Below are 24,090 nucleotides of genomic sequence, written 5' to 3'. Positions count from 1 at the left end.
CCTTCAATGCTGAACCTACTTGGCAACTGAATGTCGGCTCCAGTAATTTCTTCAAACTTGTCAAGCGTCGGCATTATGTACTCTTTCATTGGAATAGTTTTGAATCCAAGTTTTGATGGTCCGATAACAACTGCAAAGATATTTAGCCTCAGGTCCCGTGTTTATCTGGAAATACTATTTTGTCACAAACTGCCAATAGCGTACCAACAGCACAATCCACATAATCTTATCAGAATTTTGACTCGAAAGAACTGCCTTTTTAAGTATCAATGGCAAATTCTTAGCCGCCGCCGACAGGCGGAAGAACCGCCAAAACATCGCCGTCCTTAAGTAAAGTTTCTAAACTGTTTAGCGTTTGAGTGCTGGTTCCGTTAACGAGAAATTGGAGAAAATTTCTAGGTTGCCCCGTTTCGTCATTGTAAACATATTCATCGAAGGGGTTGCCGTATTTTTTAGAGAGCGTTTTAAGAACCAAATCCACAGTTACCACTTCATCATCAGCAAACCTAACGGCTTCTTCACGTTTACCAACAATCTCTCTAAGGTTAGTGAAAAAGCGAACTTTCACTTCCACAAGCTGGCACCAAGAGCATATTGCACCCAGCCAAAATTAAACTGTTACGCCAAAGATAAAGGAAAACTCCTTGACCATAACATTTGCTCACGTCAAAAAAGATAAGAAAAATAGCACCGACAGCTATTATTTCAAACGGGCTTTGAGATATGCAGTTGAGTTTGTCAAACGGAATCTTTAGCAAACTAAGCTTAACCGAGAACTTTGCAACCGTAAAGCAACTAGGATTTGAAAACATCGAGTTTAACATGAAGACGGTCAAGAAAGAAAACGACACCGCAGTCTACACTGCAAAAGAACTCTTCGAAGCCTCAGGCTTAAACTGCCTAACACTCCACTCCGCCGCCTTGCACGTGAAGGACGAAGTGGAAGTACACAGAGCAGTCTATTACGGGAAAATATCCCTCGAATTTGCGAGACGATTGAAAGCGCCAATAATGACCGTTCACTCCAACATCTCAAAAAAGCTATCTAAACCAGTCAGGGAAAAATGTTTAACTGAAATTTTTAGCGAACTCAACGATTACTCAAAAACTCTGGGCATAAAACTTGCGCTGGAAAACCTCTCATACACCTCAACAGGTTATGGCAAAAACGTTGAACAACTAGAAGAAATCCTAAACATAATAGACGGCGGCGACATGGGGATAACACTTGATTTTTGTCACGCCTTAGAGACCAAACAAATAGAAAACCTGCTTGAAAAATATGGCAGGCGTGTGTGCAACGTTCACATGGCAAACAAAGCTCACAGACCCTTCACCAAAGAAACACCCCAGTTAACAGCCTTCCTCACAGCACTCCACGGATATGGCTATCAAGGACCAATAACGTTGGAGATAGAACATAAAACCCCAATTGAGGAAATCGCCAAAACCAAATCCTTCTTTGAAAAAACACTAGAAAAATTCTAATCCCCATAACGCAGTTTCTTTTATCTTGCCATCAGAACTGTTTTTAAGTACTCAAGAGATTTTCATTGGGTACTCTTTGGAGGGGCGAGGTGAGAGGGGAATCAGCGAGGACTTTGCCAAAGACTATCGAGAAAATCGCTCAACTCAACATTCAAACATACGGACGATACTGATAATTGTAATCGCGGTCGCGGGTTTGGTATTACTGTATTATTTGAGCCAGCAAAATTACCTGCTCTTCCACACTTTTGTTGAAATCTTTAGCATAGTAACTGCCATAGCCATCTTTGCCATAGCATGGAATACCAGACGCTTAGTGGACAATAGTTATTTCAAAATAATCGGTATCGCACTGCTTTTTGTTGCCATACTGGCTCTAATCCATACATTAGCATACAAAGGGATGGGAGTTTTCCCAGATGCTGGCGCCAACTTGGCAACTCAGTTATGGATAGCAACCAGATACTTACTTAGTTTTTCATTTCTTGTGCCGCTACTTTTGATTCACCACAAAGTTAAATCAATTATTACCATTGCAAGTTACACTATTATTTCAGGATTGATTCTTCTTTCAATCTACTTTGGAGTGTTTCCGCAAGCCTATAACGACATAATAGATCAACTAACGCCTTTCAAAATAGGCAGCGAATACGTCATATCAGCAATCATACTCGTTTCCATCGTTGTCTTAATCAAAAAAAGACGAGAATTCAGCGGACGCATTTTCAAGCTATTATTGACTGCCATGGCATTGGCGATTGCCACTGAAATGGCCTTCACACTGTACACTGATGTTTATGGAATCTCAAACATGATAGGACATTTAGTAAACATAGGGTCTTTTTATTGCATTTACATTGCTCTGGTTGAGACAAGCCTAACTAACCCCTTCGAATTGCTATTCCGCAACCTAAAACAAAGCGAAGTATCGCTGGCAAACCGCGCCCGAGAACTAACCGAAGTTAACGATAGACTAGAGCAAGAAATTGCTGAACGGAAAGCCATTGAGGAAGCATTGCGCGAAAGCGAAGAGCGACTACAGTTCAAGTTGGATTCAGTATTATCTCCAGATGTCGAAATCGAGGAGCAGGACTTAGCCAACATCATAGATGTGTCTTCCTTGCAAGCAACCATGAACCACCTCTACGAGGTAACTAACATGGGGTTTGCACTCAAAGACCTCAAGGGAAACGTGCTCATCAACACGGGTTGGCAAGACATATGCACAAAGTTTCACAGGATTAATCCGCAATCATTAGAGAAATGTCTAGAAAGCGACTTGCAATTTTCAGGCAGTCTCAAAAAAGGCGAAATAAAAATCTACACGTGCAAAAACAACATGCAAGAAGTTGTAACACCATTATATATAGGCAATAAGCACGTTGGCAATGTTTTCTTTGGTCAATTTTTCTTTGAGAAACAAAAGATTAACCGCGACGTGTTTGCTACCCAAGCTGAGAAATACGGCTTTAATAGAGAAGCGTACCTTGCCGCACTTGAACGTGTACCACGGTTCAGCAAAGAAAAAATTGAGCAGCTAATGGTTTTCTACGCTCGCCTAACGGAGATAATCTCTAAACTTAGCCACTCAAACGTCAAACTTGCTAAATCACTCTATAACCAAAAGGAACTGCAGGCAATACTGGAGGACAAAGCCGTTGAAGTTGAAGAGTACGCTTCGCAGATGGAGAAGCTTGCTGAGGAGAGAGCGCGCCAACTTAAAGATGCTGAGCGATTATCTGCAATTGGTGCGACCGCCGCTATGGTTGGTCATGATATTCGTAATCCTTTACAGGCGATAACCAGCGAGTTGTACCTTGAGAAGCTTGAGGTTGAGTCGCTACCAGAGGATGAGGCTAAACAGAACTTGCTTGAGAGCATCCATAGTATTGAGGAAAACATATTGTACATGAATAAGATTATCGCTGATCTCCAAGATTTTGCCAGACCCTTAAACCCCAAGAAAGAGAAAGTGCAAGCCAAGAAAGCAATCACTGACGCATTGGCGATGGTATCGGTGCCTGATAACATCAAAGTAAATGTCAACGCAAAAGAACCAACCAAACTTACTGTTGACCCAACAATGATTAAGCGCATACTTGTAAACCTCATCCAAAACGGCGTGCAAGCCATGCCCAACGGCGGAGAACTAACCATAAACGTAACCAACAAACGAAACCAAATCATAATTGACGTCCAAGACACAGGAGAAGGCATACCAAAAGAAGTGCAGGACAAACTCTTCATGCCTTTGATGACTACTAAGGCTAAGGGTCAGGGCTTTGGGTTGGCAGTAGTTAAGCGAATGACTGAAGCTATGGGCGGCAAAATAACTTTTGAGAGCGAAGCGGGCAAAGGCACCAAATTCACTCTGCAATTCTCAAAATAGTGCTATTTTCTGAAGGTTACTGTGGCGTAGCCGACGACGCTTGAGTGGTCGCCTGTGATGTCTCCGCTGTTGTGGTAACTTAAAAGTTTGGCTTCCTTGGCAACTATGCCATTCGCATAGGTGATTAGGCTGGTTATGGGCGCGTACCCACAGGCTGAGATGTTTTGCTTTTCAATGGTTTCGTAGAAGCCTTTGGCATCCATAGCGGTGACGTGTTTGAGTGCTTCATGGTCTTTTTTGGCGGCTATTTTTGCTGATTCATAATGCGTCATGTCTGAGGAAGCAATAACCACAGAGTTTGTGGTATCTAAGGCTTCGACTAGTGCTCTGCCGACTTCGACGGCTGAAGCATAGTCCTGCATCAAGAAGCTGATGGGGACAATTTTAAAATCATTGCCGTAGAGGAACTGTAGAAAAGGCAGTTGCACCTCTAGCGAGTGCTCAAACCTATGCGCGGTTGCATCTGCATCTACGATTTGTGTTTCATGCAGTATTGCTTTGGCAAGTTTTGTGTCGATTTCAATGTTGCCCAGTGGTGTTTGCCATGTGCCTTCGTTCATGAGCGCGAGAGCGCTGCCGTAGCCTGTGTGGTTTGGACCTAAAAGCACGACAGTGTCGGGTTTGCCGTCTTGGGCTAATTCGTAAAAAGCTGTTGCCGCCACTGGACCTGAATACATGTAGCCAGCGTGCGGACAAACCATGCCCACGATGTTTCGCGGGTGCAGGTGAAGGTTAACTTTGGGAAGTTTTTGTGGACCAAGCGGGTGTAGGAAGCAAGCTTTAAGTTGTGCTCTAAGCGCTTCGGCATCTCCCTCGTAGAATTGACCAGCTACGGTTGGACGCCGAAGGGTTGGCAAACTTTTAGCTCTCATCCTCCTCTTCGCGGGTTACTTTGGCTTCGAAGTCTTCGATGGTTGCCGGTGGATCTCTGTCTGGGCCTAGTTCGCCGCGTTCGCGTAGGACTTGTCTTGCCAGTAGCCAGAATATGACGGCTAGTGCGCGTCTGCCTTTGTTGTTGGTTGGGATAACTAGGTCTACGCCTGCGAATTCGTTGTCAGTACTGCAGAGTGCGACGATGGGGATGCCGACTTTGCTGGCTTCTTTGACTGCTTGAGCGTCAGCTCTTGGGTCGGAGACCACGATAACTTCTGGGTCCACTCGGTTTGGGTATTGTGGGTTACTGAGTTGGCCTGGGATGAATCTGCCGATTAGTGGCGTTGCGCCTGTGAGTTGGCAGAATTTTTTGACTGGTTCGTGTGCGTAGAGTCTTGTTGCTGCAACGGCTACTTTTGCTGGTTCGTAGCGGGAGAGGAATTTGGCTGTGGTTCGGATGCGGTCGTCTGTTTTTTTAACGTCTAGGACGAATAGTCCGTCTGGTCTGACGCGGTAGATGAAGGGTTCCATGTCTAGGGTTTTCATTCTTGTGCCGATGTGGATGCCTGCGGAGAGCAGGGTGTCTCGTGGCAGAAGCAGGGTTTCCTCTGGAGCTTGTGTTGCATCCTGAGCTTCAACTTCTTCATACTCAGGTTCGGTGCTTACTTGTTCTATGTTTTCTTCTTCTGGAGGATTCTCTGCTTGTTCCTCTTCTGGTTGGTTTTGTTTTACTTCGTCTTCTGACATTTTTTCATCTTCTTTTAGCGTATTTTTAAGTCAGCCATTTTTGCTCTGTCCCCAAGGAAGTGCTCGATGCGGATTAGCTCGTTTAGTTTGGCTATGCGTGCGCCCTCGACCACACCTGTTTTTATGATGGGACATTTGTAGGCGACTGCTATGTGCGCGATGTGCCAGTCGGTTGTGTCGCCTGAGCGGTGGGATATGACAGGGTCGTAACCGTGCTTTTGGGCTGTTTCGATTGTTTCAACTGCATCGGTTAGGGTGCCTATCTGGTTGACTTTTATGATGATAGCGTTTCCAGCGTTAATCTTTATTCCATTATTTAACCTTTCAGTATTGGTTGTGAATAAATCGTCTCCACAGATTATGCAATTCTTAGCTTTTTTGGTGAGTTCTGCGAGGCTTTCGAAGTCGTCTTCGTGGAAGGGGTCTTCCACATAGGTTAAATGATATTTTTCGATTAATTCAAGCATATACTCAAGTTGTTCGGCAGTGTCGCGTTTTTTGCCCTCGTTGTTGTAGACGTATTTTTCTTCTTTTGGCTTCCAAAACGAGGATGCTGCAACATCAATTCCAAAGCCGCATTCAAAGTCCATTTCGTTACCCACCTCTTCGCAAGCCCGCGCGATTGTGTCAAATGCGTCTTGGGTGTCGATGCTGGCTATCCATGCGCCTTCGTCGCTTTTTCCACCGTTAAAACTGGTGGTTTTCTTTCGCAGGGATTCGCCGATTTTTTTGTGAATCTTGGCGTTTGCAGTTTGGGCTTCTAAGAAGCTTTCTGCACCATGCGGCAACGCCAAAAATTCTTGGATGTCGGGGGCTTTGCCGCGAGTGTGTGCGCCTCCGCTTATGCAGTTGCCCAGCGGGAAGGGCATGGTGGTTGCGGCGTTTCCGCCTAAGAATTGGAATAGGAGTAAACCGTGAGAGTTTGCGGCTGCTTCCGCGTTTGCTAAAGAGATGGCGACTGCGGTGTTTCCGCCGATGTTTTTAAAATCAGCAGTGCCGTCGATTTCGTGGAGTGTGCTGTCGATTTCTTCTTGAAAATCAGCGTTTAATCCTGCAAGTTCGGGAGCGATGAGGTCGTCGATTTTTTTTATGGCTTGGTCTACGCCGCCTGTTGGGTAATTCACTACTTCGGCTTTGCCTTTGCTTTTGCCTGCGGGTGCGGCTGCTCTTCCAAAGCCTGAGGTGGTGATTACGTCGATTTCTATGGTTTCTTCTCCTCGGTTATTGAAAACTTTTCTGGCGATGAGGTCTTCGATGATTGATGACACGTAGTTTAAACCTCAAGTTGCTATAGTTTTGTTACGCGCTTATTTTAGGTTTCGGAACACTGAGCATAGCGTAAATTATAAAAGCGTTTGATTTGTATATTATTTCGGAAGACAACACTAATTATACGAGGAAAAAATAAATGAGAAAAACTCGTATAGCTACTTGAGGCTATTGCTTTTGCTTTCAATATCGCTCTTTGCAACTCTAAACATACAACCAGTAGAAGCAATTGTACCTAATCAAGACGCCGTTGCTCTAAAAGAGTACAAACAATACGCCAGCTACAATCCAAGCTATACTTTCAGTAAACCAACAAGCAGCGTTCTTGAGATGATGTCCACTCAGGGCGGAAATGGTCCTGCTTATGCTTTTTTCCACATTGACAAGAGTTACCTTCATGGAAACAAGTTACGCGTCTATTGGAGATGGTATCTAGACTACTCTGGGCCGTCCTATACGCTCGCTTACGTTTATGTTGTTAATAATGTTGCAAACCGCAAGCTCATCAATGAAGGCGAGTTTAGAACAGAAAACAATGAAGAACACCCTATTACTGACTTCACGTATACCACTGCATGCTGGCGAACTGCTACTTGCAACGGAGGCTGGATCAACTGGGATACATACACTTCTAACATTCTGGACTTGTCTGCGTATAGTTCCACAGTTACAATAATGATAAAAAGCATCGACCCGTGGATAGCTAATACAGTTGGTCTACAGGTAGACTATCTGCAAATTCTAAACTCGAACAATCAAGTCATAAAGACATATGATTTTTCCAGTCCAGTTTCTATGGATCGCAGTGATACCTATTACGATTACGGCATATTAAGGAATCCTACCAGCATGCTTTACGGTACAACCAACTATGCTTTTGCATATGTTCCAACATGGGAAGAAGAAACATCAGATAGTGTTTCAGACGCTATTCACGACTTATTTTATGCTACTGGAAAATATTATTATCTTGCAGATTCATGGGGGCCAAACACTGAACCATCTACTGTTTATAGCACTACGGCTACATCAGAGCGGTACTATGATTTTTCAACAGTTTTCTACAAGGGACATACTTGGCCAGCAGGATATAATTGCGACAAACCTGGTTGCCAGCTTAACCATACAAGGATATACGATGACGAGGGTAATGTTTTTGATGATTTAATAAAAGACTATGAAATTTTTAACACAGTGAATTATACAATACACGACGTTGCAAAGCATGCAACACATGATTTCTTGTTTTTGTGGACTTGTGGATTAGCGAACAGTAGCGCATGTTGGATTGGAGTTTTTAATGGAGAACATAGCGCAGGCTTTCTTCCATCTTGGATGTATCTTAATCCGTGGTCATTAAATAATGACGGTTATCATGGCGCGCCCGACTACAGTGACCATATTTTCATAAGTTTTGAAGGAGTATCAATTTGGTACAGAACCCCCGCATCAAATCCCAATTTTAATTATGCACACTGGGTATATCTCTTCTATTATTACCTATTAACTGAAGGCTACACTGTAAAAGCTGCTCTAGATCAAGCTTCAAGGGACACACATAACAACAATGATTTTGATAACTGTCCTCTTGACAATTGGTATTGGTTGCCTGTCCCACCTAATGGGGAATCGGTACCAGGTAGAATGCGCATCTGGGGAGATGTAACAATAAGATTACCGAGGTAAGGAAAATGGCTATTGCATTGTTTAATATGAAGTCGTATACGGTTATCGTTCTGTTAGCTCTTTTGGTTTTCTCAGCTTTATCTACTCGGCAAACTGTTGCGTACTCGGCAGAGGAAACAGCTATTGATACTGGAGAGGTACTTAATTTCTTGAGGGACGTGGTTGAGCTTGATATGACAAAATATAATTCGATACTATTAACAAAAGCAACGAATTATTGGCCATGGTTAGGCGGCGTTGCTCAAACAACAGGACAATACAGCCTTGACTCTACGGGTTTCGTTGACTCTACTGGTAAATGCGGAAAAAGTCTCCTCACAGTTACTTTTAGTTTCTGGGACAACAAATTAATTTCATGCGATATCTACGAGGAATCGCAAGGACCACCGCTTTATAGTAAGCAACCTCCCACTGACTTAAAGGATGCTATCTCGGCGTTGCTACAGAGATACCAAACCTACTCTGGAGATGCCCAACTCAGTCAAATGAGAAGTCTATTAGATATGGTGGAAATCACTTCGAATACAACAAAAAAGGCTGATAATTTAAGCCTAGAAGTAGAATGCAGTTATGACAATACATGCCTCAAGTGGGGCAACACGCTTAATGGAGCGGACTATAGCCGACTTATATTAGAATTTCAAAATGGGCATTTTGAAAGTTTTGCTGACGATAGAAGTTTTTACAAGTTGGGAAGCTCTGAGGTTAATATTTCCCAAGAAGAAGCCGAAAGCATTGCGCTGAAGAGTGTGGAGCCCTATCAATATACAAAAGATGAGCAAACAGCAAACTTTAACATAATAGAAAAAAACATACGCTCACGCTTCTCATTCCTAAATCGAACTAACCATTTTATACTATATCCTTGCTGGATTGTTGATTTACCTTTGAGCGAGTTTTATGCAGGTGGCGTTTCCTACATTGAAGTCATGCTTTGGGCTGATTCAGGTGAAGTAATCAGTATCGAAGCTTTGGGTGGCGGTTTTCCATATCCAGAACCCACTCCTATAGCTTCCCCCGAAAGCATCCAACCAAATAGCAATAACTCAGTACCTTGGGCGGCGTATATTGTAGTTGTTTGTGTTGCAGTTGCAATTCCAACAGTTCTAGTGGCACTAGCCCTTAAGAAAAGAAGCAAATAGCGAACAAGCTCTCCCCTCTTTTTTTACTAGCAAGTTTTATAATACAAATTGAAAGAACTTTACAAAAGTTTTTCTTTAAGTTTGAGAAACTCGCTGACTGACAGTATCGAAGTTTTCCTATAGCTGCCAATGTTTAGAAGGTGCTTGTCTCCGCTGACAATATAATCTGCTTTAGCGGCTAAGGCGCAATCGATGAACTTGTCATCTGCGGGGTGCTCCAAAACAACATTTACTTTTTTATTAACCTCAACGAACTTGCTGACTTTAAGAACTGCCTCAATTAACTCCTGATGATGTAAGCCTTCAGCTTGATAGATTTTCTTTAACTTGGGATAAGTTAGAACTTGGCTGATTTCTCCAACAATCTCCTCAGACAAAAAGATGGTAACTTTGCCGTCCTCAGCCGCCTTAATGATTTGGGCTGGTTTTCCGCCCCAAAGCAATGCAGAAATCCACACATTCGCATCAAGAACTACTTTGAGTCCTCGCTTCTTCGATGAGAGCGTTTATGTCTTCCTCCGCAAGACCCATCTGCCTAACTCTTCTCCACACAGGCTTCATGGTCTCTTCAAAAGACTTGTCAACTATCTTTTTCAGAACTACTGTGTCGTCGATGGCTATGGCTAAGATTTTTTCGCCTTTCTTGAGGCTGGCGGCTTTACGCACGTTCGCAGGAATCACCACTTGCCCTTTAGATGAAACCTTAGTTGTAGACGCTTCCACCATACATAGCACACCGTGAATAAAGTAAGAATAGTCTTACTAATAATTGTATTGCCAAATCAAAAGCCTAAAGCGTCATGTAACCGCTCTTTACACCCTTTCTTTTCTTTATCACCAGTGTAACATTAAGGACTACCAAAGTTATGGTGATGGCTACCCAGATACCTAAAACTGTCAAATTCTCAAACGATGGAGTAAAATCTCCTGTTTTTGGGAAATTGTACAGACTTCCCCACAGGTTCCTCAACCCGATAAACACAGTCAAGGCTGTTATGGCAACAGTCGCGTAGAAGGATTCTTTCGATTTCACCTTAAACAGCAAAAAGTGAGCAACAAGCGTTATGGGTATGTAAAACGTCAATGCGCCAAGTGCACTGTAGGGCCAACCTAAAATGTTGAGTTCTTCGCCTGACTGCAGGATGTTGATTACGAAGACGGTTGAGAGAACATAAGATGCTCTCCAACGTTGACGCCTACAACAAGCAAGTACAATACATGGTGACTTACCGCTGGACATATTACAACTACTTCAATGGTGGCTGGCATCACGCTGCTGAGTTTTGGCGCAATCACGCTGGCTCTAACTTTGCTGAAAAATAAACTGCACAATTTCAACAGAGCGCTGGAAAACCAACACATTACACAGCAACCAAGTTAGCTAATCGTCAGCCTTTTCCTTTTCCGTTTTCTTGTTTTAAGAGATACCATATTTTTTTCTTAGATGTAAGCCTTCAATCAGAAAAGTGATTGCAGAAAAAATAGTAATTGCAGTCAACACAATATAAGGTTCAATTGGTTCTTGCGCTAACCAGCGAATGACTAGAGCGGCGATTTCTGGAATCAGCAGACCTGTAAAAAAAAGACCGTATAAAATAAATCGTGGAACTAGATTTTTACCTAACCATACATAACCTTTGAAACTAATCTTTTCTTTGACGGTATATCTGCCATACTCGTCTTTATATGCCAATCCTAAGTCTGTTAGCTTTTGCAGTCCTCTATGCGCCACCGCTGGACTGGAAAGATTAACATCACGCGTGACATCTCTGGGACCAACAGGTTTGTCAATTCGAACCAGATAGAGGTATATCTTGAATGTTACAACGCTTAATTCCTCTTCGAGCGCCAACTCCATGATTCACCATTATCCAGTTTGTCTGCCAGTCGATGATGTTATGCCAATGTTTTCATTATTGAAAGTGAAGTATGAGCCAGTTTTAAAGGTAGCACCATAAACATATTCATTTTGGCTTATATTTCGTAACGATAACTGATCACTGACCAAAACAGAACCGCTTCCTCTTCCTTCAGTTGGTGAAAAACCAACAGTCATTATATAGTCGATATAACCTAATTCTAACTTGCTAACACCTATTCCACTTGTAGTATCCCTAAATACCACCAATCGTGAAGTATGAGGATAAAAATAATAATCGCTACTAACGTCGGGAAAGTCTCGCCGAAGATGAAGCAGGTTAGTACTCGATATAAATAACTCCGAAAGCCTCAACGTCGTATCAGTTGGGTTAGTTACATTTAGAACAAAAACATACGATACCAATGTAGTGTAGCCAATACCTGACTCTGCGTTTGTATTATAGGCATTAAAATATGCATGTACTATATTAGCTTCAATCGGATATATTTTATATTGTCGACCAGTGAATTCGCCGTAAAAAAAGATCGAACCAAGTACAAGTCCTGCCGCGAAGACTAAACAAGCTAACGCGATAAACTTTTTCTTCATATACGCTCTTTCCTTTAACTAATCAGCAATTGATAAAAATGGCTTTTTATGCTTTCGGTGGAACAAAATGTTCCAAGAGCGGAACAGACGCTCAAGATAATCCTCAACTTTAGAGCACAAAGTCAAAACTTTTCTCCAAACTAAACCAAAAATGTATTCACTTCTACAACAGCCAAAGCCAACATGCACCCATGTATACGTGTGTAAAACCTCACAGTTCACAATCTAACTCCGAACTAAAAACAACCAAAACAAAACCCAAGTTGTACAGCACGCAAACCAACCCAATCCAAAACATCAACCTTGTGCAACATCCACAACCAACCTGCAACGCTTCCCACAACCAGAACACAAAAAACCAATCGCCTACACAACCCACAGATTGATGATGTACTAAGGCACTCACTCATCATCTACTACTAGAAAAAACCAGCACACAGCGAACAATTAATATCTCAACACCACACTACCATTCTAAACACAAAAAAGGAGAACAAACAGCAATGGGCAAAGGCCAAGGATACGGAAAAGTCATCCTGTACGGCGAACACTTCGTCGTCCACGGCGTCCCAGGCATCGTCTCAGCCATCGACGCCACAACAGACGCCACAGTCACAAAAGCACAAAAAGGTTTAAACATTCAAGACCAACGCAAAACCGCCAAAGGCTACAGCCAAGAAAAACAGCAACAACAAATCGAATCCATCCAACGCATGCTAAAAACCCTAAACCTAAACCCCAACATGCCACTAAACATCTGGATAGGCGGCACATTGCCAGGCTTTAGCGGACTGGGCGCTTCAGCAGCAAGCAGCGTCGCCATCGCACGCGCCATCAGCGAAGAACTAAACCTCAACTTAACAAACGAAAAAATAAACCAAATCGCCTACGAAGCAGAAAAAGCCTACGCAGGCAACCCGTCAGGCATCGACAACACTGCAGCCACCTACGGCGGGCTCATGTGGTTCCAAAAGAACCCAGCAGGTGGACCAGATACCGTGCAACGCTTACACATCAGAAAACCAGTTGAAATCGTCATCGGCAGCACAGGTAAAGTCGCCAACACTAAAGCCATGGTGGAGGGCGTCGCCGAACGCAAAAAACAGAACCCAGCCAAGTATGACCCGCTGTTTAAGCAGGCAGAAAACTTGGCAGTCGCGGGACGCAAGGCACTCGAAGCTGGCGACCTAAAGAAAGTCGGCGAACTCATGAACGAAAACCACCGCCTACTCCAAGAAATCGGAGTCTCCAGCAAAGAACTAGACTTACTGGTTGATATGGCACGCAAGCAGGGGGCGTTGGGCGCAAAACTAACAGGCGGCGGAGGCGGAGGCTGCATGATTGCATTAACGCCAGGCAAGGACTTGCAGGGCAAAGTCGCCAGCGCATTTAAGACTGCTGGTTTTGAGTTTTTAAGCACTAAAATCGGCGTAGTAACCGGCTAGGAGGCAAGAGCGTTGGGTTTGAGAAACTTTATCGAAACACTCGACAAAAACGGCGAATTAACAAGAATAAAAAAGCCAGTGTCAACCGAGTACGAGATGGCAGGCATCATAAACGCGCTGGGCGAAAAACCAGTCTATTTTGAGAACGTTAAAGAATCAAACTACCCCGTTGTTGCAGGGTTGGTTTCATCTAAAGAATTAATCTGCCGCTCCATGGGCATAACTAAGCAGCAACTTTTACCCAAGCTACTCAGCGCTATCGAACACCCTGTAGCACCGCAGGTTGTAGCTAAGGGCGCATGCCAAGAAGTCGTAGAAACCAACGTTGACCTAACCAAACTCCCAATAATGCACTATACCGAGAAAGACGGCGGCAAATACGTCGCCAGCGCAGTAAGCATCATTAAAGACCCCGAATTGGGCAGAAACATGTGCTTCCACCGACTCATGCTCAAAGACAAAAACCACTTCGTCGCCAGAATCGTCGAGCACCGCGGCACCGACACGGCTTTAGCTAAGGCAGGCGGCGAACTGGACATCGCCATATGCATAGGCAACTCAACTCCCGTGTTGCTCGCGGCGGCTACGTCGTTGCCGATGGGTGTTGATGAACTTGGAATGGCAAACGCCTTGGAGAAGACAGAGCTTGTTAAATGCAAAACTGTCGATTTGGAAGTGCCTGCTGACTGCGAATTTGTTTTGGAAGGCAGAATCACCAAAGAGAAAGTCACTGAAGGCCCCTTCCTTGACTTAACAGGCATAGTGGACCGCCAACGCCAACAGCCCGTGTTGGAAGTCAAGTGTGTAACTCACCGTCAAAAACCCATCTACCAAACCATTCTGGCGGGGAAAAATGAGCATAAGTTTTTGATGGGCATGCCAAAAGAGCCAACCATATTCAAGGAAGTCAGCAAGGTTTGCCAGTGCAAAGACGTTTACATTACGCCGGGCGGTTGCAGTTGGCTTCACGCGGTTGTGCAGATTAAAAAGGTGAATGCTGATGACGGTAAAAAAGCCATAGATGCGGCGTTCAAAGGGCATGGTTCCTTAAAACACTGTGTCGTTGTTGACGAGGACATTAACATTTATGACCCACATGACGTGGAATGGGCTATTGCGACGCGTTTTCAAGCCGACAAAAACATAGTGATTCTTTCAAACCAGCCGGGCTCTTCTCTTGACCCGTCAGGCGATTTGTCTGAAGGCAAGAAAGCCACCACAGCTAAGGCAGGACTAGACGCGACTGCACCACTCACGACCACGGGTAAGGGCTTTGCAAAACAAGATTACCTCAAAGTTGACCTAAACAAGTACTTGTGATTGGTATGGAGTTAACTAAACAAGAACAAGCCATGCTAAACGGTGCTGAAGGCTACGCTGTACGCAAAAGCATGGAAATCCTAGTTGCGCTCGGCGAAATCTTTGGTGCAAAGAGTCTGATTGATGTGGGTAGTGTTCAAGTGGCAGGCGTGTCTTATCATAACCTTGGCGATGCAGGCTTAGAATTTCTTAATTCGCTAGCGGCTGACGGCAGAGTCCGGGTGCTCACAACCCTAAACCCAGCAGGCATGGACTTGGAAAACTGGCAGCAACTCGGCATAAGCCCAGAATTTGCAGAGAAACAAAACCTCGTAATAGACGCATTCACACGAATGGGTATACTCGTAAGCTGTACCTGCACACCTTACTTGATTGGCAATTTGCCACTTTATGGTGAACATGTTGCATGGTCAGAGAGCAGCGCCGTAACATTCGCAAACTCGGTGCTTGGCGCTCGCACGAACCGTGAAGGAGGACCATCCGCGTTAGCCGCGGCTTTCGTGGGCAAAACACCCTGCTATGGCTTGCATCTAGATGAGAACCGAGTCCCAGATGTACACGTTAAAGTTAACGCAGAATTAACTAAGCTCTCGGATTGGGGCGCGCTGGGCTACGCCATCGGCAAGAAGGCGGAAAACAAAATCCCCTACATCACAGGCATCAAAACAGCGGAACTGGATGAACTCAAAAGCTTCTGCGCTTCCGTAGTAACGTATGGCGCGAAACCGCTTTTTTACATGAAAGGCATAACACCGGGCGCTGAACTGCAAAAACAGCCATCCGAGATGGTCGTAGTAGAGCAAAGTGACCTCAAAAACGCTTATGACAACATCAACGACCAAGTTAGCGACATAGACTTTGTCTGCGTCGGCTGCCCCCACTGCAGTATCAAGGAAATCGCTGAAATCGCCACTTTGCTAAAAGGCAAAAAAGTCGCAGAGGGCACGGAACTATGGGTTGCTACTTCCCGAACAGCAAAACAGCTTGCCGACAAGCGCGGGTATACTGCGATCATTGAAGAGGCGGGCGGCAAATTTGCATGCGACACCTGCATGGCAGTCGCACCCCTAAAAGGCAGGTTCAAAGCGTTGGCAACAACATCAGCGAAGGGCTGCTTCTATTCACGTCAGAACCTTATGAAAACAAAAATGGGCAGCATGAAAGAATGCGTCGAGGCGGCGGTGACTGGAAAATGGAACAATTAAAAGGCAGAATCATCTACAAAGGCAAAGCAGAAGGCGAAGCACTGGTAACTTCGATGCCGATTAGCTTCTATGGCGGAGTTGACCCAAACACTGGCATAGTGCTCGAAAAAGGGCACGAACTGCAAGGACAAAGCGTCAAAGGCAAAATCCTCGTTTTCCCACAAGGCAAAGGCTCAACCGTCGGCTCCTACACGCTGTACCGCATGAAGAAAAACGGCACCGCACCCGCAGGCATGATAAATAAAGAAACAGAAACCATCGTCGCAGTCGGAGCCATTATAAGCGAAATCCCATTCGTAGACAAAATTGAGATCTCAAAAATCAAAACAGGCAACAGAGTAAGCATAGAAAAAGACTCAGTATCAATCGCTTGACACTGAAAACGCAATAGTTGGCACGGAAACACTGTTTCCTGGCGCGTTTTTCGCGACCATATTTGTATCCTATTAGGAACTCATTGCAGAAACTATAGAGGGGTAGGTCTTATTGGCGCATTTTCAAGCCAAAAACATGTTAAAATCCCCGCTTTATATAGGGGGATAGGGTAGGTGACAGAGCAACAAACCACTACCCTAAGCTCCTATATATAGGGGGGCTATAGAAAAAATAACACCAGCTCTCTATTTTATTCTGATTGTAATTGCCCCAGCAACACATCCACAAAAAATTGTGCATACAAAAACTTACACATCCACAATTAAAACACACCACTGAGTTGCAATAACAAGACGGCACAGCAAACAACTGTAACGTTAAATTACCAGAACTCGAATAAGACATAGATAGGTCAAGATTTACGATGAACGATGAAAGACCGATAATCCTAAAAATCGGCGGTTCAGCCATCACCGACAAAACAGGAGAACTAGCCGCAAAAACCGAAATCATAAACCGCCTAGCAGAAGAAATCAAACGCGCAGACCTCGACAACCTCATCATAATCCACGGAGGCGGAAGCTTCGGACACCCCACCGCAGCAAAATACGGCATCAAAGACGGATACAAACAAGACCCAACACAAAAAATAGGCTTCGCCGAAACACACCACGTCATGACCGTACTAAACGGCCTAGTCATGGACTCACTCATCTGGCACGAGATTCCAGCCGTAAGCATCGCACCCTCCTCCTGCATAGTAACAGAAAACGGCAAAATCAAACACTTCGACGAAACCGTTCTAAAAGCCATGACAAAAATGATATTCACACCCGTCATGTACGGCGACGCAGTCCTCGACGAAAAACTAGGCTTCACAATCCTCTCAGGCGACCAACTCGTCTCATACTTAGCAATCAAATACAAAGCCAGAAAAATAGTCGTCGGCGTTGACACAGACGGCTTATTTGATTCTGACCCAAAAACTAACCCAAACGCCAAACCCTTCAAAAGCTTAACGTTGGCAGAGCTCAAGGCGCTTCAGCCTAAACTAGGCAAAGCCCAAGGCACCGACGTAACAGGTGGCATGGCAGCAAAAATCGCTGAATTAATCCCAGCCATCGAGCAAGGCGTCCATGTAACCATTACTGGCGCCACGAAAGGGTTATCTATTTACAGAGCCTTAACAGACCAGAGTGTGTTAGGGACAGAAATAGAGTAGGCGTAAAATGGCAGAGAAAACAGGCAAACGCAAAATAGACCATATTAGGATATGTCTAAACGAAAAAGCGCAAGCTAAGAAAGCCACCACAGGTTTTGAAGACGTCCAACTCGTCCATCGAGCTCTGCCAGAAATTGATAAAACAAAAATCAACTTAACAACCACCTTCTTGAATAAAAAATTCTCAGCCCCAATAATCGTAGGCGCCATGACTGGCGGAGCACAAGAAGCCACACAAATTAACGCCTCAATCGCAGAGGCAGTGGAAAAACTCGGCTTAGGCATGGGTGTAGGAAGCCAAAGAGCCGCCATCGAAAACAAAACCCTTGAAGAAACCTACAGAATAGCACGCAAAAAAGCACCAACCGCCTTTTTAATCGCCAACATCGGCGGCGTCCAACTTGTCCACGGCTACGGCGCAAAAGAAGTCAAGCGTGTTGTCGAAATGATTGACGCTGACGCAGTTGCTATACACCTGAACGCGTTGCAAGAGGCAGTTCAGCCTGAAGGACAAACCAATTTTGAAGGCGTACTAACAAAAATAGGCGAAGTCGCACGCGAACTCGATGTACCAGTAATCGTTAAAGAAACAGGCTGCGGAATCTCAGCAGAAGACGCAAAAGCGCTTGAGGAAGCAGGCGTAAAAGCCATAGATGTCGGTGGCGTAGGCGGAACAAGCTTTGCAGCCGTTGAATATTACCGCTCACAGGAAGCAGACGGCGTTCAGCGTTTCCTAGGCGAAGCTTTCTGGGATTGGGGCATACCAACCGCAGTAAGCCTCATAGAAGCCGCACAAACAGTCAAATTGCCGCTGATTGCTTCAGGCGGAATCCGAAGCGGCACCGACATAACAAAAGCCTTAGCCCTAAACGCAACCATAGCAAGTATTTCACAGCCAATTTTGCAAACTGCCGTAAAAGGCACAAAACAAACCGAGAGCAAACTTTCAGATTTGATCGAAGAACTACGCAACGCAATGTTTCTCACTGGTGCACAAAAAATCAGCGACTTAGCAAACACGCCTGTGGTTATTACTGGCAAAACAGGTCAATGGCTACAGGCCAGAGGATTTAATTTGCAAAAATACGCCAAAAGAGGAGTACGTTAACTTGGATGTTGAAAAATTTCTCGAAGAAAAAGCACCCCTAATTGACAAAGCCATCGAAAAATACATTCCACGAAAGTTCAGCAAAGACGCAGTGCTCTTCAAGGTAAACCCGCCAGCCTTTAGCTACAATTTGGAAACACTAAACAAAGCTGTTGCTGACCCCATCTGGGACATGCTGGACCGCGGAGGCAAACGCTGGCGACCAGCCTTATTCTTACTAATCTGCGAAGCGCTCGGCAAAAAGGAGGATTACTGCTTAGACTTCTCCATAATACCCGAAGTCATCCATAACGGCACACTCGTCATTGACGACATCGAAGATTCATCGGAATTGCGGCGGGGCAAACCCTGTTCATACCAAATCTACGGTAACGACATCGCAATCAATGCTGGAAACGCCATGTATTATCTGCCACTTCTTCCCTTAATGGTGCAAAGAAACAAACTATCGCCTCAGATGCAACGGGACGTTTACGAGGTTTACGTGCAAGAAATGATTAACCTCAGCATGGGGCAAGCCATGGACATTGCATGGCACAAGGGCATAGCCAACGCCGACGCTTTAAGTGAGCAGGATTATTTGCAGATGTGCGCTTACAAAACAGGCACCCTAGCGCGCATGGCAGCTAAAATGGCAGCAGTTCTAGCAGGCGCTGATGAAAAGCTGGTTGAAAAACTCGGACGTTTGGCGGAAAGTATCGGTGTTGCTTTCCAAATGCAAGATGATATTTTAGATGTGATTGGTGAAGAATTCGCAAAAAAGAAAGGTGGTGTCGGACAAGATATCAGTGAGGGTAAACGCTCGCTACTGGTGATTTATACTCTGCAAAAAGCCAAAAGCGCCGACAAGAAACGCTTAATCGAAATCCTCAACATGCACACTTCTGACCAAAACCTGCGCAACGAAGCCATAGTGCTCATGCAGAAATATGGTGCCATCGAATATGTGAAGGCTACTGCTGAACGGATGGTTCTGGACAGTTGGAGCGAAGTTGACAGGCTTCTTCCAACGCCAGAGGCTAAGGAAAAATTAAAAGCGTTCGCTGAATTCTTGATTAAACGAACCAAGTAACAGCGAGCGTAAACAGTTTGACACTAGAAAAAGACAGCGGACTTCGAGAACTTATCAGAAAAGTAGCCTTACTAAACGCGGTTTCACACGATGGTAAAGCACAAGCAGGTGCTTTAGTCGGCAAGATTCTGGGCGAAAAAGCAGAGTTACGAAGCAAAGCCAAGGAACTCTCGGGCGTAATCAATTCAGTTGTTAAAGAAGTTAACATTTTATCTTTGGCTGAGCAGAAGGCGATTGTAGAAAAGAATTGGCCTGAAACACAAAAAAAGAAAGAAGCTGAAGAAAAACGCTTGCCACAGCTGCCGAATGCCGATAAATATAAGCAGATAGTGACACGTTTTTCACCAAACCCTGACTGTGTTCTGCACTTGGGCTCTGCCAGAGCTATACTTTTGAGTCATGAGTACGCTCGCATATACAACGGCAAATTTATCCTGCGCTTTGAGGACACAGACCCAAAAGTGAAGCGTCCTTCACTGGAATTCTATGACAGCATCAGGCAAGACCTGAAGTGGCTTGGTTGCAGAGTGGACGAAGAATACATCCAAAGTGACCGTTTGCCCATTTACTATGAATATACAGAGCGGTTAATCAGTGATGGAAATGCCTACGTTTGCGAGTGCCAACCCGAAGAGTTCCGCAAGAAAATTTTAGCTAAACAACCTTGTCCTTGCCGTATCATGTCAGCCGCCGAGAATTTGAAGCGTTGGCAACGCATGCTAAGTGGCGGATACAAGGAAGGACAAGCAGTGGTTCGAGTGAAAACCGACTTGGAACATCCTAACCCTGCTATTCGAGATTGGCCAGCTTTGCGAATTATTGACACTAAAAAGTATCCGCATCCACGGGTTGGAAGCAAATACATTCTTTGGCCTCTCTACAATTTAGCTGCTGGTTTAGATGACCACTTGATGGGCATGACCCACATCATCCGCGGCAAAGAGCATTACACTAACATGGTGCGTCAAAAGTACATGTACAAGCATTTAGGTTGGGAGTACCCTGAAGCCATCCATTATGGCAGATTAAAAATTACTGGTGCTTTTCTTAGTAAGTCAAAGATTGTTCAGGGCATAAAAGAAGGCGTTTATGCTGGTTTTGATGACCCGCGGCTTGGCACGTTTGCTGCTCTTAGAAAGCGCGGGATTACTCCTGAAGCGATTAAGAAGATGATTGTTGACGTGGGAATAAAGCCCAACGATGTCACGTTAAGTTGGGAGAACCTGTACTCGTATAACCGCAAAATTCTTGATGCATCAAGCAATCGCTACTTTTTTGTGGCAGAGCCCTTAGAGTTGAAAGTTGTGGGGGTGCCGAAGACTTTCGATGCCAAGCTTTCGTTGTATCCTGATAAACCTGAGCGTGGTTTTAGAGAATACAAGGTTGAGCCAGCAGGCAAAGAGAAGGCAGTGAGTTTTTGGGTTGCCAAGAAAGACGCCGAGAACCTTGAGGAGGGCAAAATGGTGCGGCTTATGGAACTCTTCAACGTTAAAATTGAAAGCAAAAACGAGAAATACGTCACTGCAACTTTTGCAAGCGAGTCTTATGAGGATGTTAGAAAAATTAAGGTGCAACTTATTCAGTGGATTCCTAAAGGCTTCGAGGTTCCTTGTCAAGTCGTCATGCCTGACGCAACAGTTGCTGAGGGCTTTGCTGAGGCTTATTGCAAAATGTTAAAGACTGACGCTATTATACAGTTTGAGCGGTTCGGGTTTGCGCGTGTAGACCAGAACAGTGAAAAGTTGGTGGCGTATTACGCTCACAAGTAAAAGGTGAAGAAACATGAGAAAGCTTGACAAGGCGATAATTTGGCCTGCTTATTTTGATGCTGCCAGAACAAGGAAGGAAGGGCGCAGAGTCCCAAAGATTTTAGCAGTGCAGGCTCCGAAGATTTTGGAGATTAAAGAGGCCGTGGATAAGTTGGGGTTAAAGAATGAGGTTAACGTTGATGCACATTATCCCAAGATGCCGTGGGTTAAATCAGGCATGCTGTTTGTTGAGAAGCGGGAAGCTAAAGAAGAGATAATCAAAAAGATAGCTAAACGGTTAGTGAAGATTAAAAGCCAGCAACCGCAGCAGTTGTCAACCAAGAAATAATGAGTTTTTAGGCTTTTTCTTTGGTTATGAGGATGGCGTTGATAATGCCGTCGTTGCCTGGTCGGCTTGTTACTTTTGCTAAGCCTAAGGTGGTTTCGATTTCTGCGCCTTTTGTTATGACTCCACGTCTGTTGTAGTCTACGTTCGCATCGTTGCGGACGACGCGTATGATTTCGGTTTTTTCTGTTTTTCCGCTTTTAGAGTCGGTTACTGAGGCGTATTTGTCGCTTAGGACTTTGATTTTCATGTTGCCGCCTCTGCCTCTGGAGATTTTTCTTTTTGGTTCGCCTAGGATGGTTTCGGCTGGGTATCCGCCTGCTTCGTAGAGTTTTTTGGTGCGGTAGGCGCGTTTTTTGCCGCCTGTTAGTTTTCTTTTTCTTAGGCTGCTGTGTGATGACATGTTGTTTTGTTTCCTTTTTTGGTTTGAGCATTGAGTAAAACTGTTATTTTAGATATAAACGTATCCGTTTGTGGGTTGTTGTTTGGGGTTTTGCTGGGTTGTTTTTTCTAGTATTAGAAGAAGAAAGTGGCTCCCTTACTCATCATCTTCCAGCGGAGTTATCTGGACTTTGCTTTTTTGTGTCTGCGTTTGGTTTGGGTTGCTGTTTGGTTGTGGGCTTGGCGATTGTTCGTGTGTGTGAAAGCATGTACGTTTGTATGTACGGTAGCAAGTTTGCTTGCTCTGCCATTAGACCCTATCCCCCTATAAAAAGCAAGTTTTCAACATGCTAATGGCTTGAAAAACCGCCAGTAGCACCTACCCCCTATAGGTTTCTGCATAGGTCAAAAATTAGGATGAAAATATGTCGAATAGCTAACTTGTTTGTTGCCTGCGGGTGTATTTTCTCAAAAACAAGAGTACAGTTACTCCTGCGACGGCTACAACAGCCACAGAAGCCGCGGCTATAGCCACAACTGGCAAGTCTGGCTGAGATTTTGTGCCATCGTTTGGAGGTGAAGTAGCCTCTGATGGTTCATGACCTGCATAACCGATTGGTGTATACTGTTCGTTTAGAGCAGAATTTTGCTGGGGCACGAAATTAAGCGGTTCCACGTTGCTGGTGCTTAGCAGGGTGTAGTGCCTGTTTTGGCTATTTGATGCTGGGTTCCAGTATTCGGGGTAACTGCCGCCTATTGCATAGATTAGGTCGTCGACAACCGCAAGTGCCAAACGTTGCCGTGCAGTAGACATAGAAGCGCCCATACTCCAAGTATCCGTTTGTGGGTCATAAATTTGAGTGGTGTTTGTAGCTTCCATAAAACCAACTTCGCCGCCTATGACGTAGATTTTCTGGGGAGCGTACAAGCCGCTTGTTGCCACTGCCGCAGAGCGGTGTACTGGTTCAGGTGGAGCAGCACCCAACGTCCAAGTGTTGGTTCTGGTATCGTAAATTTGATTCCATGGACCACTCAAGTAGCTCCCTGATTGTCCGCCAGATTGCCCCCAAATAACATAAATTTTGTCGCCTAATGCAACAGCACAATGAGCATACATATCCGCAAGCATAGGTTTTTTGGTTGACCACGTATCAGTTTCTGGGTCGTAGACTTCGTTGACTGCAGAACATTTTCCGCTAAACGAGTTTTCGAATCCGCCCAAGGTATAGATTTTCCCGTTAACAGTACATGCGGTCAACTGTGCCCTCGGTGTAGGCATCGAAGTTTTAGTCTCCCAACTGTTGGTTGCGGGGTCGTAAACCTCTACAAGACCTGATAAATTTGAGATTCCATCAGTAGTCGTGTTCGCGTAGCCGCCTATAACGTATATTTTATTTGCATAGGCAGCTATGCCAAAACTTGTTCGCTGGCTTGGCAAGGGCGCTTTTGTTGCCCAAGTATTAGTAGCAGGGTCATAAACCTCATTCACTCCATCTTTGCCGCCTATTACATAGATTTTTCCATCAACCACAGCAGCACCCAATGAAGACCGAGCGGTTGGCATAGAAGCCATTGTTGTCCAAGAGTTCTCTGTTGCCCAAACAGCAGGGAAAAAGATTGGAGCAATCAGCATTAAACAGAGAAAGATGACTATAAGGCAAGTGCTGTTCTTCTTCATGACTATCACAGATTCACGCTTAATTTGAGTAATAAATGGTTTTTCGTCAAGGTTTCTTGACTTAGCAACCGTGCGATTCCCCAAACGTTTTAAAACCTAGCAGTCCAGATAGTTCTCAAGTCACAG

25 protein-coding genes are annotated in these 24,090 nt (G+C 44.7%); 13 read left to right on the top strand and 12 right to left on the bottom strand.

The genetic code is table 11. The annotated features are described in order from the left end of the window. Window positions 1–280: 280 nt before the first annotated feature. Window positions 281–574 carry a MoaD family protein gene (locus NWE95_03680; protein MCW4002998.1) on the bottom strand — a complete coding sequence of 98 codons (294 nt, stop codon included), beginning with the start codon at window positions 572–574 and terminating at the stop codon, window positions 281–283. Window positions 575–723: 149 nt separating this feature from the next. On the opposite strand from NWE95_03680, the gene NWE95_03675 reads away from it, so the two are divergent. Both NWE95_03675 and NWE95_03670 read left to right on the top strand, forming a co-directional pair. Next, window positions 724–1,488, top strand: coding sequence for a sugar phosphate isomerase/epimerase (locus tag NWE95_03675; GenBank protein MCW4002997.1), 765 nt, complete (start codon window positions 724–726; stop codon window positions 1,486–1,488). Between the two features lie 76 nt (window positions 1,489–1,564). Next, the gene (locus tag NWE95_03670; GenBank protein ID MCW4002996.1) at window positions 1,565–3,877 is read left to right on the top strand and encodes a PocR ligand-binding domain-containing protein; all 2,313 of its coding nucleotides are present in this window, start codon (window positions 1,565–1,567) and stop codon (window positions 3,875–3,877) included. Window positions 3,878–3,879: 2 nt separating this feature from the next. Here the strand turns inward: NWE95_03670 and amrB are convergent, their stop codons facing one another. From amrB to NWE95_03655, 3 genes are read right to left on the bottom strand one after another with little or no spacing between them, the layout of a single operon-like run. After that, window positions 3,880–4,749 (bottom strand): AmmeMemoRadiSam system protein B, encoded by an 870-nt coding sequence (amrB, locus tag NWE95_03665; protein MCW4002995.1) that lies wholly within the window; start codon window positions 4,747–4,749, stop codon window positions 3,880–3,882. After that, complete coding sequence (gene rpsB, locus NWE95_03660; protein MCW4002994.1) at window positions 4,739–5,497, bottom strand: 30S ribosomal protein S2; 759 nt, start codon at window positions 5,495–5,497, stop codon at window positions 4,739–4,741. The genes amrB and rpsB overlap by 11 nt, the downstream gene beginning before the upstream one ends. 14 nt (window positions 5,498–5,511) lie before the next feature. Continuing rightward, the gene (locus tag NWE95_03655; protein ID MCW4002993.1) at window positions 5,512–6,765 is read right to left on the bottom strand and encodes a phosphopyruvate hydratase; all 1,254 of its coding nucleotides are present in this window, start codon (window positions 6,763–6,765) and stop codon (window positions 5,512–5,514) included. Between the two features lie 178 nt (window positions 6,766–6,943). Here NWE95_03655 and NWE95_03650 point away from each other — a divergent pair, with 178 nt between their 5' ends. Continuing rightward, a complete protein-coding gene (locus tag NWE95_03650) occupies window positions 6,944–8,452 on the top strand; it encodes a hypothetical protein (protein ID MCW4002992.1) in 1,509 nt (502 codons plus the stop codon). 5 nt (window positions 8,453–8,457) lie between these two features. Beyond that, the gene (locus NWE95_03645) at window positions 8,458–9,594 is read left to right on the top strand and encodes a hypothetical protein (GenBank protein MCW4002991.1); all 1,137 of its coding nucleotides are present in this window, start codon (window positions 8,458–8,460) and stop codon (window positions 9,592–9,594) included. A gap of 59 nt (window positions 9,595–9,653) precedes the next feature. Here the strand turns inward: NWE95_03645 and NWE95_03640 are convergent, their stop codons facing one another. The 5 genes from NWE95_03640 to NWE95_03620 form a co-directional block, all read right to left on the bottom strand. Then, window positions 9,654–10,052, bottom strand: coding sequence for a putative toxin-antitoxin system toxin component, PIN family (locus NWE95_03640; protein MCW4002990.1), 399 nt, complete (start codon window positions 10,050–10,052; stop codon window positions 9,654–9,656). 7 nt (window positions 10,053–10,059) lie between these two features. Further along, complete coding sequence (locus tag NWE95_03635) at window positions 10,060–10,320, bottom strand: AbrB/MazE/SpoVT family DNA-binding domain-containing protein (protein ID MCW4002989.1); 261 nt, start codon at window positions 10,318–10,320, stop codon at window positions 10,060–10,062. Between the two features lie 64 nt (window positions 10,321–10,384). Continuing rightward, window positions 10,385–10,834 carry a hypothetical protein gene (locus NWE95_03630; protein MCW4002988.1) on the bottom strand — a complete coding sequence of 150 codons (450 nt, stop codon included), beginning with the start codon at window positions 10,832–10,834 and terminating at the stop codon, window positions 10,385–10,387. A 177-nt stretch (window positions 10,835–11,011) separates the two neighbouring features. Beyond that, window positions 11,012–11,446, bottom strand: coding sequence for a hypothetical protein (locus tag NWE95_03625; protein MCW4002987.1), 435 nt, complete (start codon window positions 11,444–11,446; stop codon window positions 11,012–11,014). Between the two features lie 15 nt (window positions 11,447–11,461). Then, a complete protein-coding gene (locus NWE95_03620) occupies window positions 11,462–12,064 on the bottom strand; it encodes a hypothetical protein (protein ID MCW4002986.1) in 603 nt (200 codons plus the stop codon). Between the two features lie 503 nt (window positions 12,065–12,567). Between NWE95_03620 and mvk the strand changes: the two genes are divergently transcribed. The 9 genes from mvk to NWE95_03575 all read left to right on the top strand — a co-directional run bounded on the left by mvk (window position 12,568) and on the right by NWE95_03575 (window position 21,908). Next, a complete protein-coding gene (gene mvk, locus NWE95_03615; protein ID MCW4002985.1) occupies window positions 12,568–13,509 on the top strand; it encodes a mevalonate kinase in 942 nt (313 codons plus the stop codon). Window positions 13,510–13,521: 12 nt separating this feature from the next. Next, window positions 13,522–14,829, top strand: coding sequence for a UbiD family decarboxylase (locus tag NWE95_03610; protein MCW4002984.1), 1,308 nt, complete (start codon window positions 13,522–13,524; stop codon window positions 14,827–14,829). A 5-nt stretch (window positions 14,830–14,834) separates the two neighbouring features. Continuing rightward, a complete protein-coding gene (locus NWE95_03605) occupies window positions 14,835–16,034 on the top strand; it encodes an aconitase X catalytic domain-containing protein (protein ID MCW4002983.1) in 1,200 nt (399 codons plus the stop codon). Beyond that, a complete protein-coding gene (locus NWE95_03600) occupies window positions 16,022–16,408 on the top strand; it encodes a DUF126 domain-containing protein (GenBank protein ID MCW4002982.1) in 387 nt (128 codons plus the stop codon). The genes NWE95_03605 and NWE95_03600 overlap by 13 nt, the downstream gene beginning before the upstream one ends. A gap of 425 nt (window positions 16,409–16,833) precedes the next feature. Next, window positions 16,834–17,631 (top strand): isopentenyl phosphate kinase, encoded by a 798-nt coding sequence (locus NWE95_03595; GenBank protein ID MCW4002981.1) that lies wholly within the window; start codon window positions 16,834–16,836, stop codon window positions 17,629–17,631. A gap of 7 nt (window positions 17,632–17,638) precedes the next feature. Next, complete coding sequence (gene fni, locus NWE95_03590; protein MCW4002980.1) at window positions 17,639–18,739, top strand: type 2 isopentenyl-diphosphate Delta-isomerase; 1,101 nt, start codon at window positions 17,639–17,641, stop codon at window positions 18,737–18,739. Window position 18,740: 1 nt separating this feature from the next. Beyond that, window positions 18,741–19,811, top strand: a complete 1,071-nt coding sequence (locus NWE95_03585) for a polyprenyl synthetase family protein (GenBank protein MCW4002979.1) — start codon at window positions 18,741–18,743, stop codon at window positions 19,809–19,811. 17 nt (window positions 19,812–19,828) lie between these two features. Then, window positions 19,829–21,580, top strand: a complete 1,752-nt coding sequence (locus NWE95_03580; protein MCW4002978.1) for a glutamate--tRNA ligase — start codon at window positions 19,829–19,831, stop codon at window positions 21,578–21,580. 13 nt (window positions 21,581–21,593) lie between these two features. Next, a complete protein-coding gene (locus tag NWE95_03575; protein ID MCW4002977.1) occupies window positions 21,594–21,908 on the top strand; it encodes a signal recognition particle protein Srp19 in 315 nt (104 codons plus the stop codon). A gap of 7 nt (window positions 21,909–21,915) precedes the next feature. Here the strand turns inward: NWE95_03575 and NWE95_03570 are convergent, their stop codons facing one another. The 3 genes from NWE95_03570 to NWE95_03560 form a co-directional block, all read right to left on the bottom strand. Beyond that, window positions 21,916–22,308: a 30S ribosomal protein S8e gene (locus NWE95_03570; protein MCW4002976.1), complete on the bottom strand. Its 393-nt coding sequence runs from the start codon at window positions 22,306–22,308 to the stop codon at window positions 21,916–21,918. 142 nt (window positions 22,309–22,450) lie between these two features. Continuing rightward, window positions 22,451–22,597, bottom strand: coding sequence for a hypothetical protein (locus NWE95_03565; GenBank protein ID MCW4002975.1), 147 nt, complete (start codon window positions 22,595–22,597; stop codon window positions 22,451–22,453). A gap of 125 nt (window positions 22,598–22,722) precedes the next feature. Beyond that, window positions 22,723–24,048, bottom strand: coding sequence for a hypothetical protein (locus NWE95_03560; protein ID MCW4002974.1), 1,326 nt, complete (start codon window positions 24,046–24,048; stop codon window positions 22,723–22,725). Between the last annotated feature and the right edge of the window lie 42 nt (window positions 24,049–24,090).

It is taken from the genome of Candidatus Bathyarchaeota archaeon (genome assembly GCA_026014725.1).
Classification (GTDB): domain Archaea; phylum Thermoproteota; class Bathyarchaeia; order Bathyarchaeales; family Bathycorpusculaceae; genus Bathycorpusculum.
Note: the sequence above shows the minus strand (reverse complement) of the source record. Positions and strands in the feature narration are given on the sequence as shown.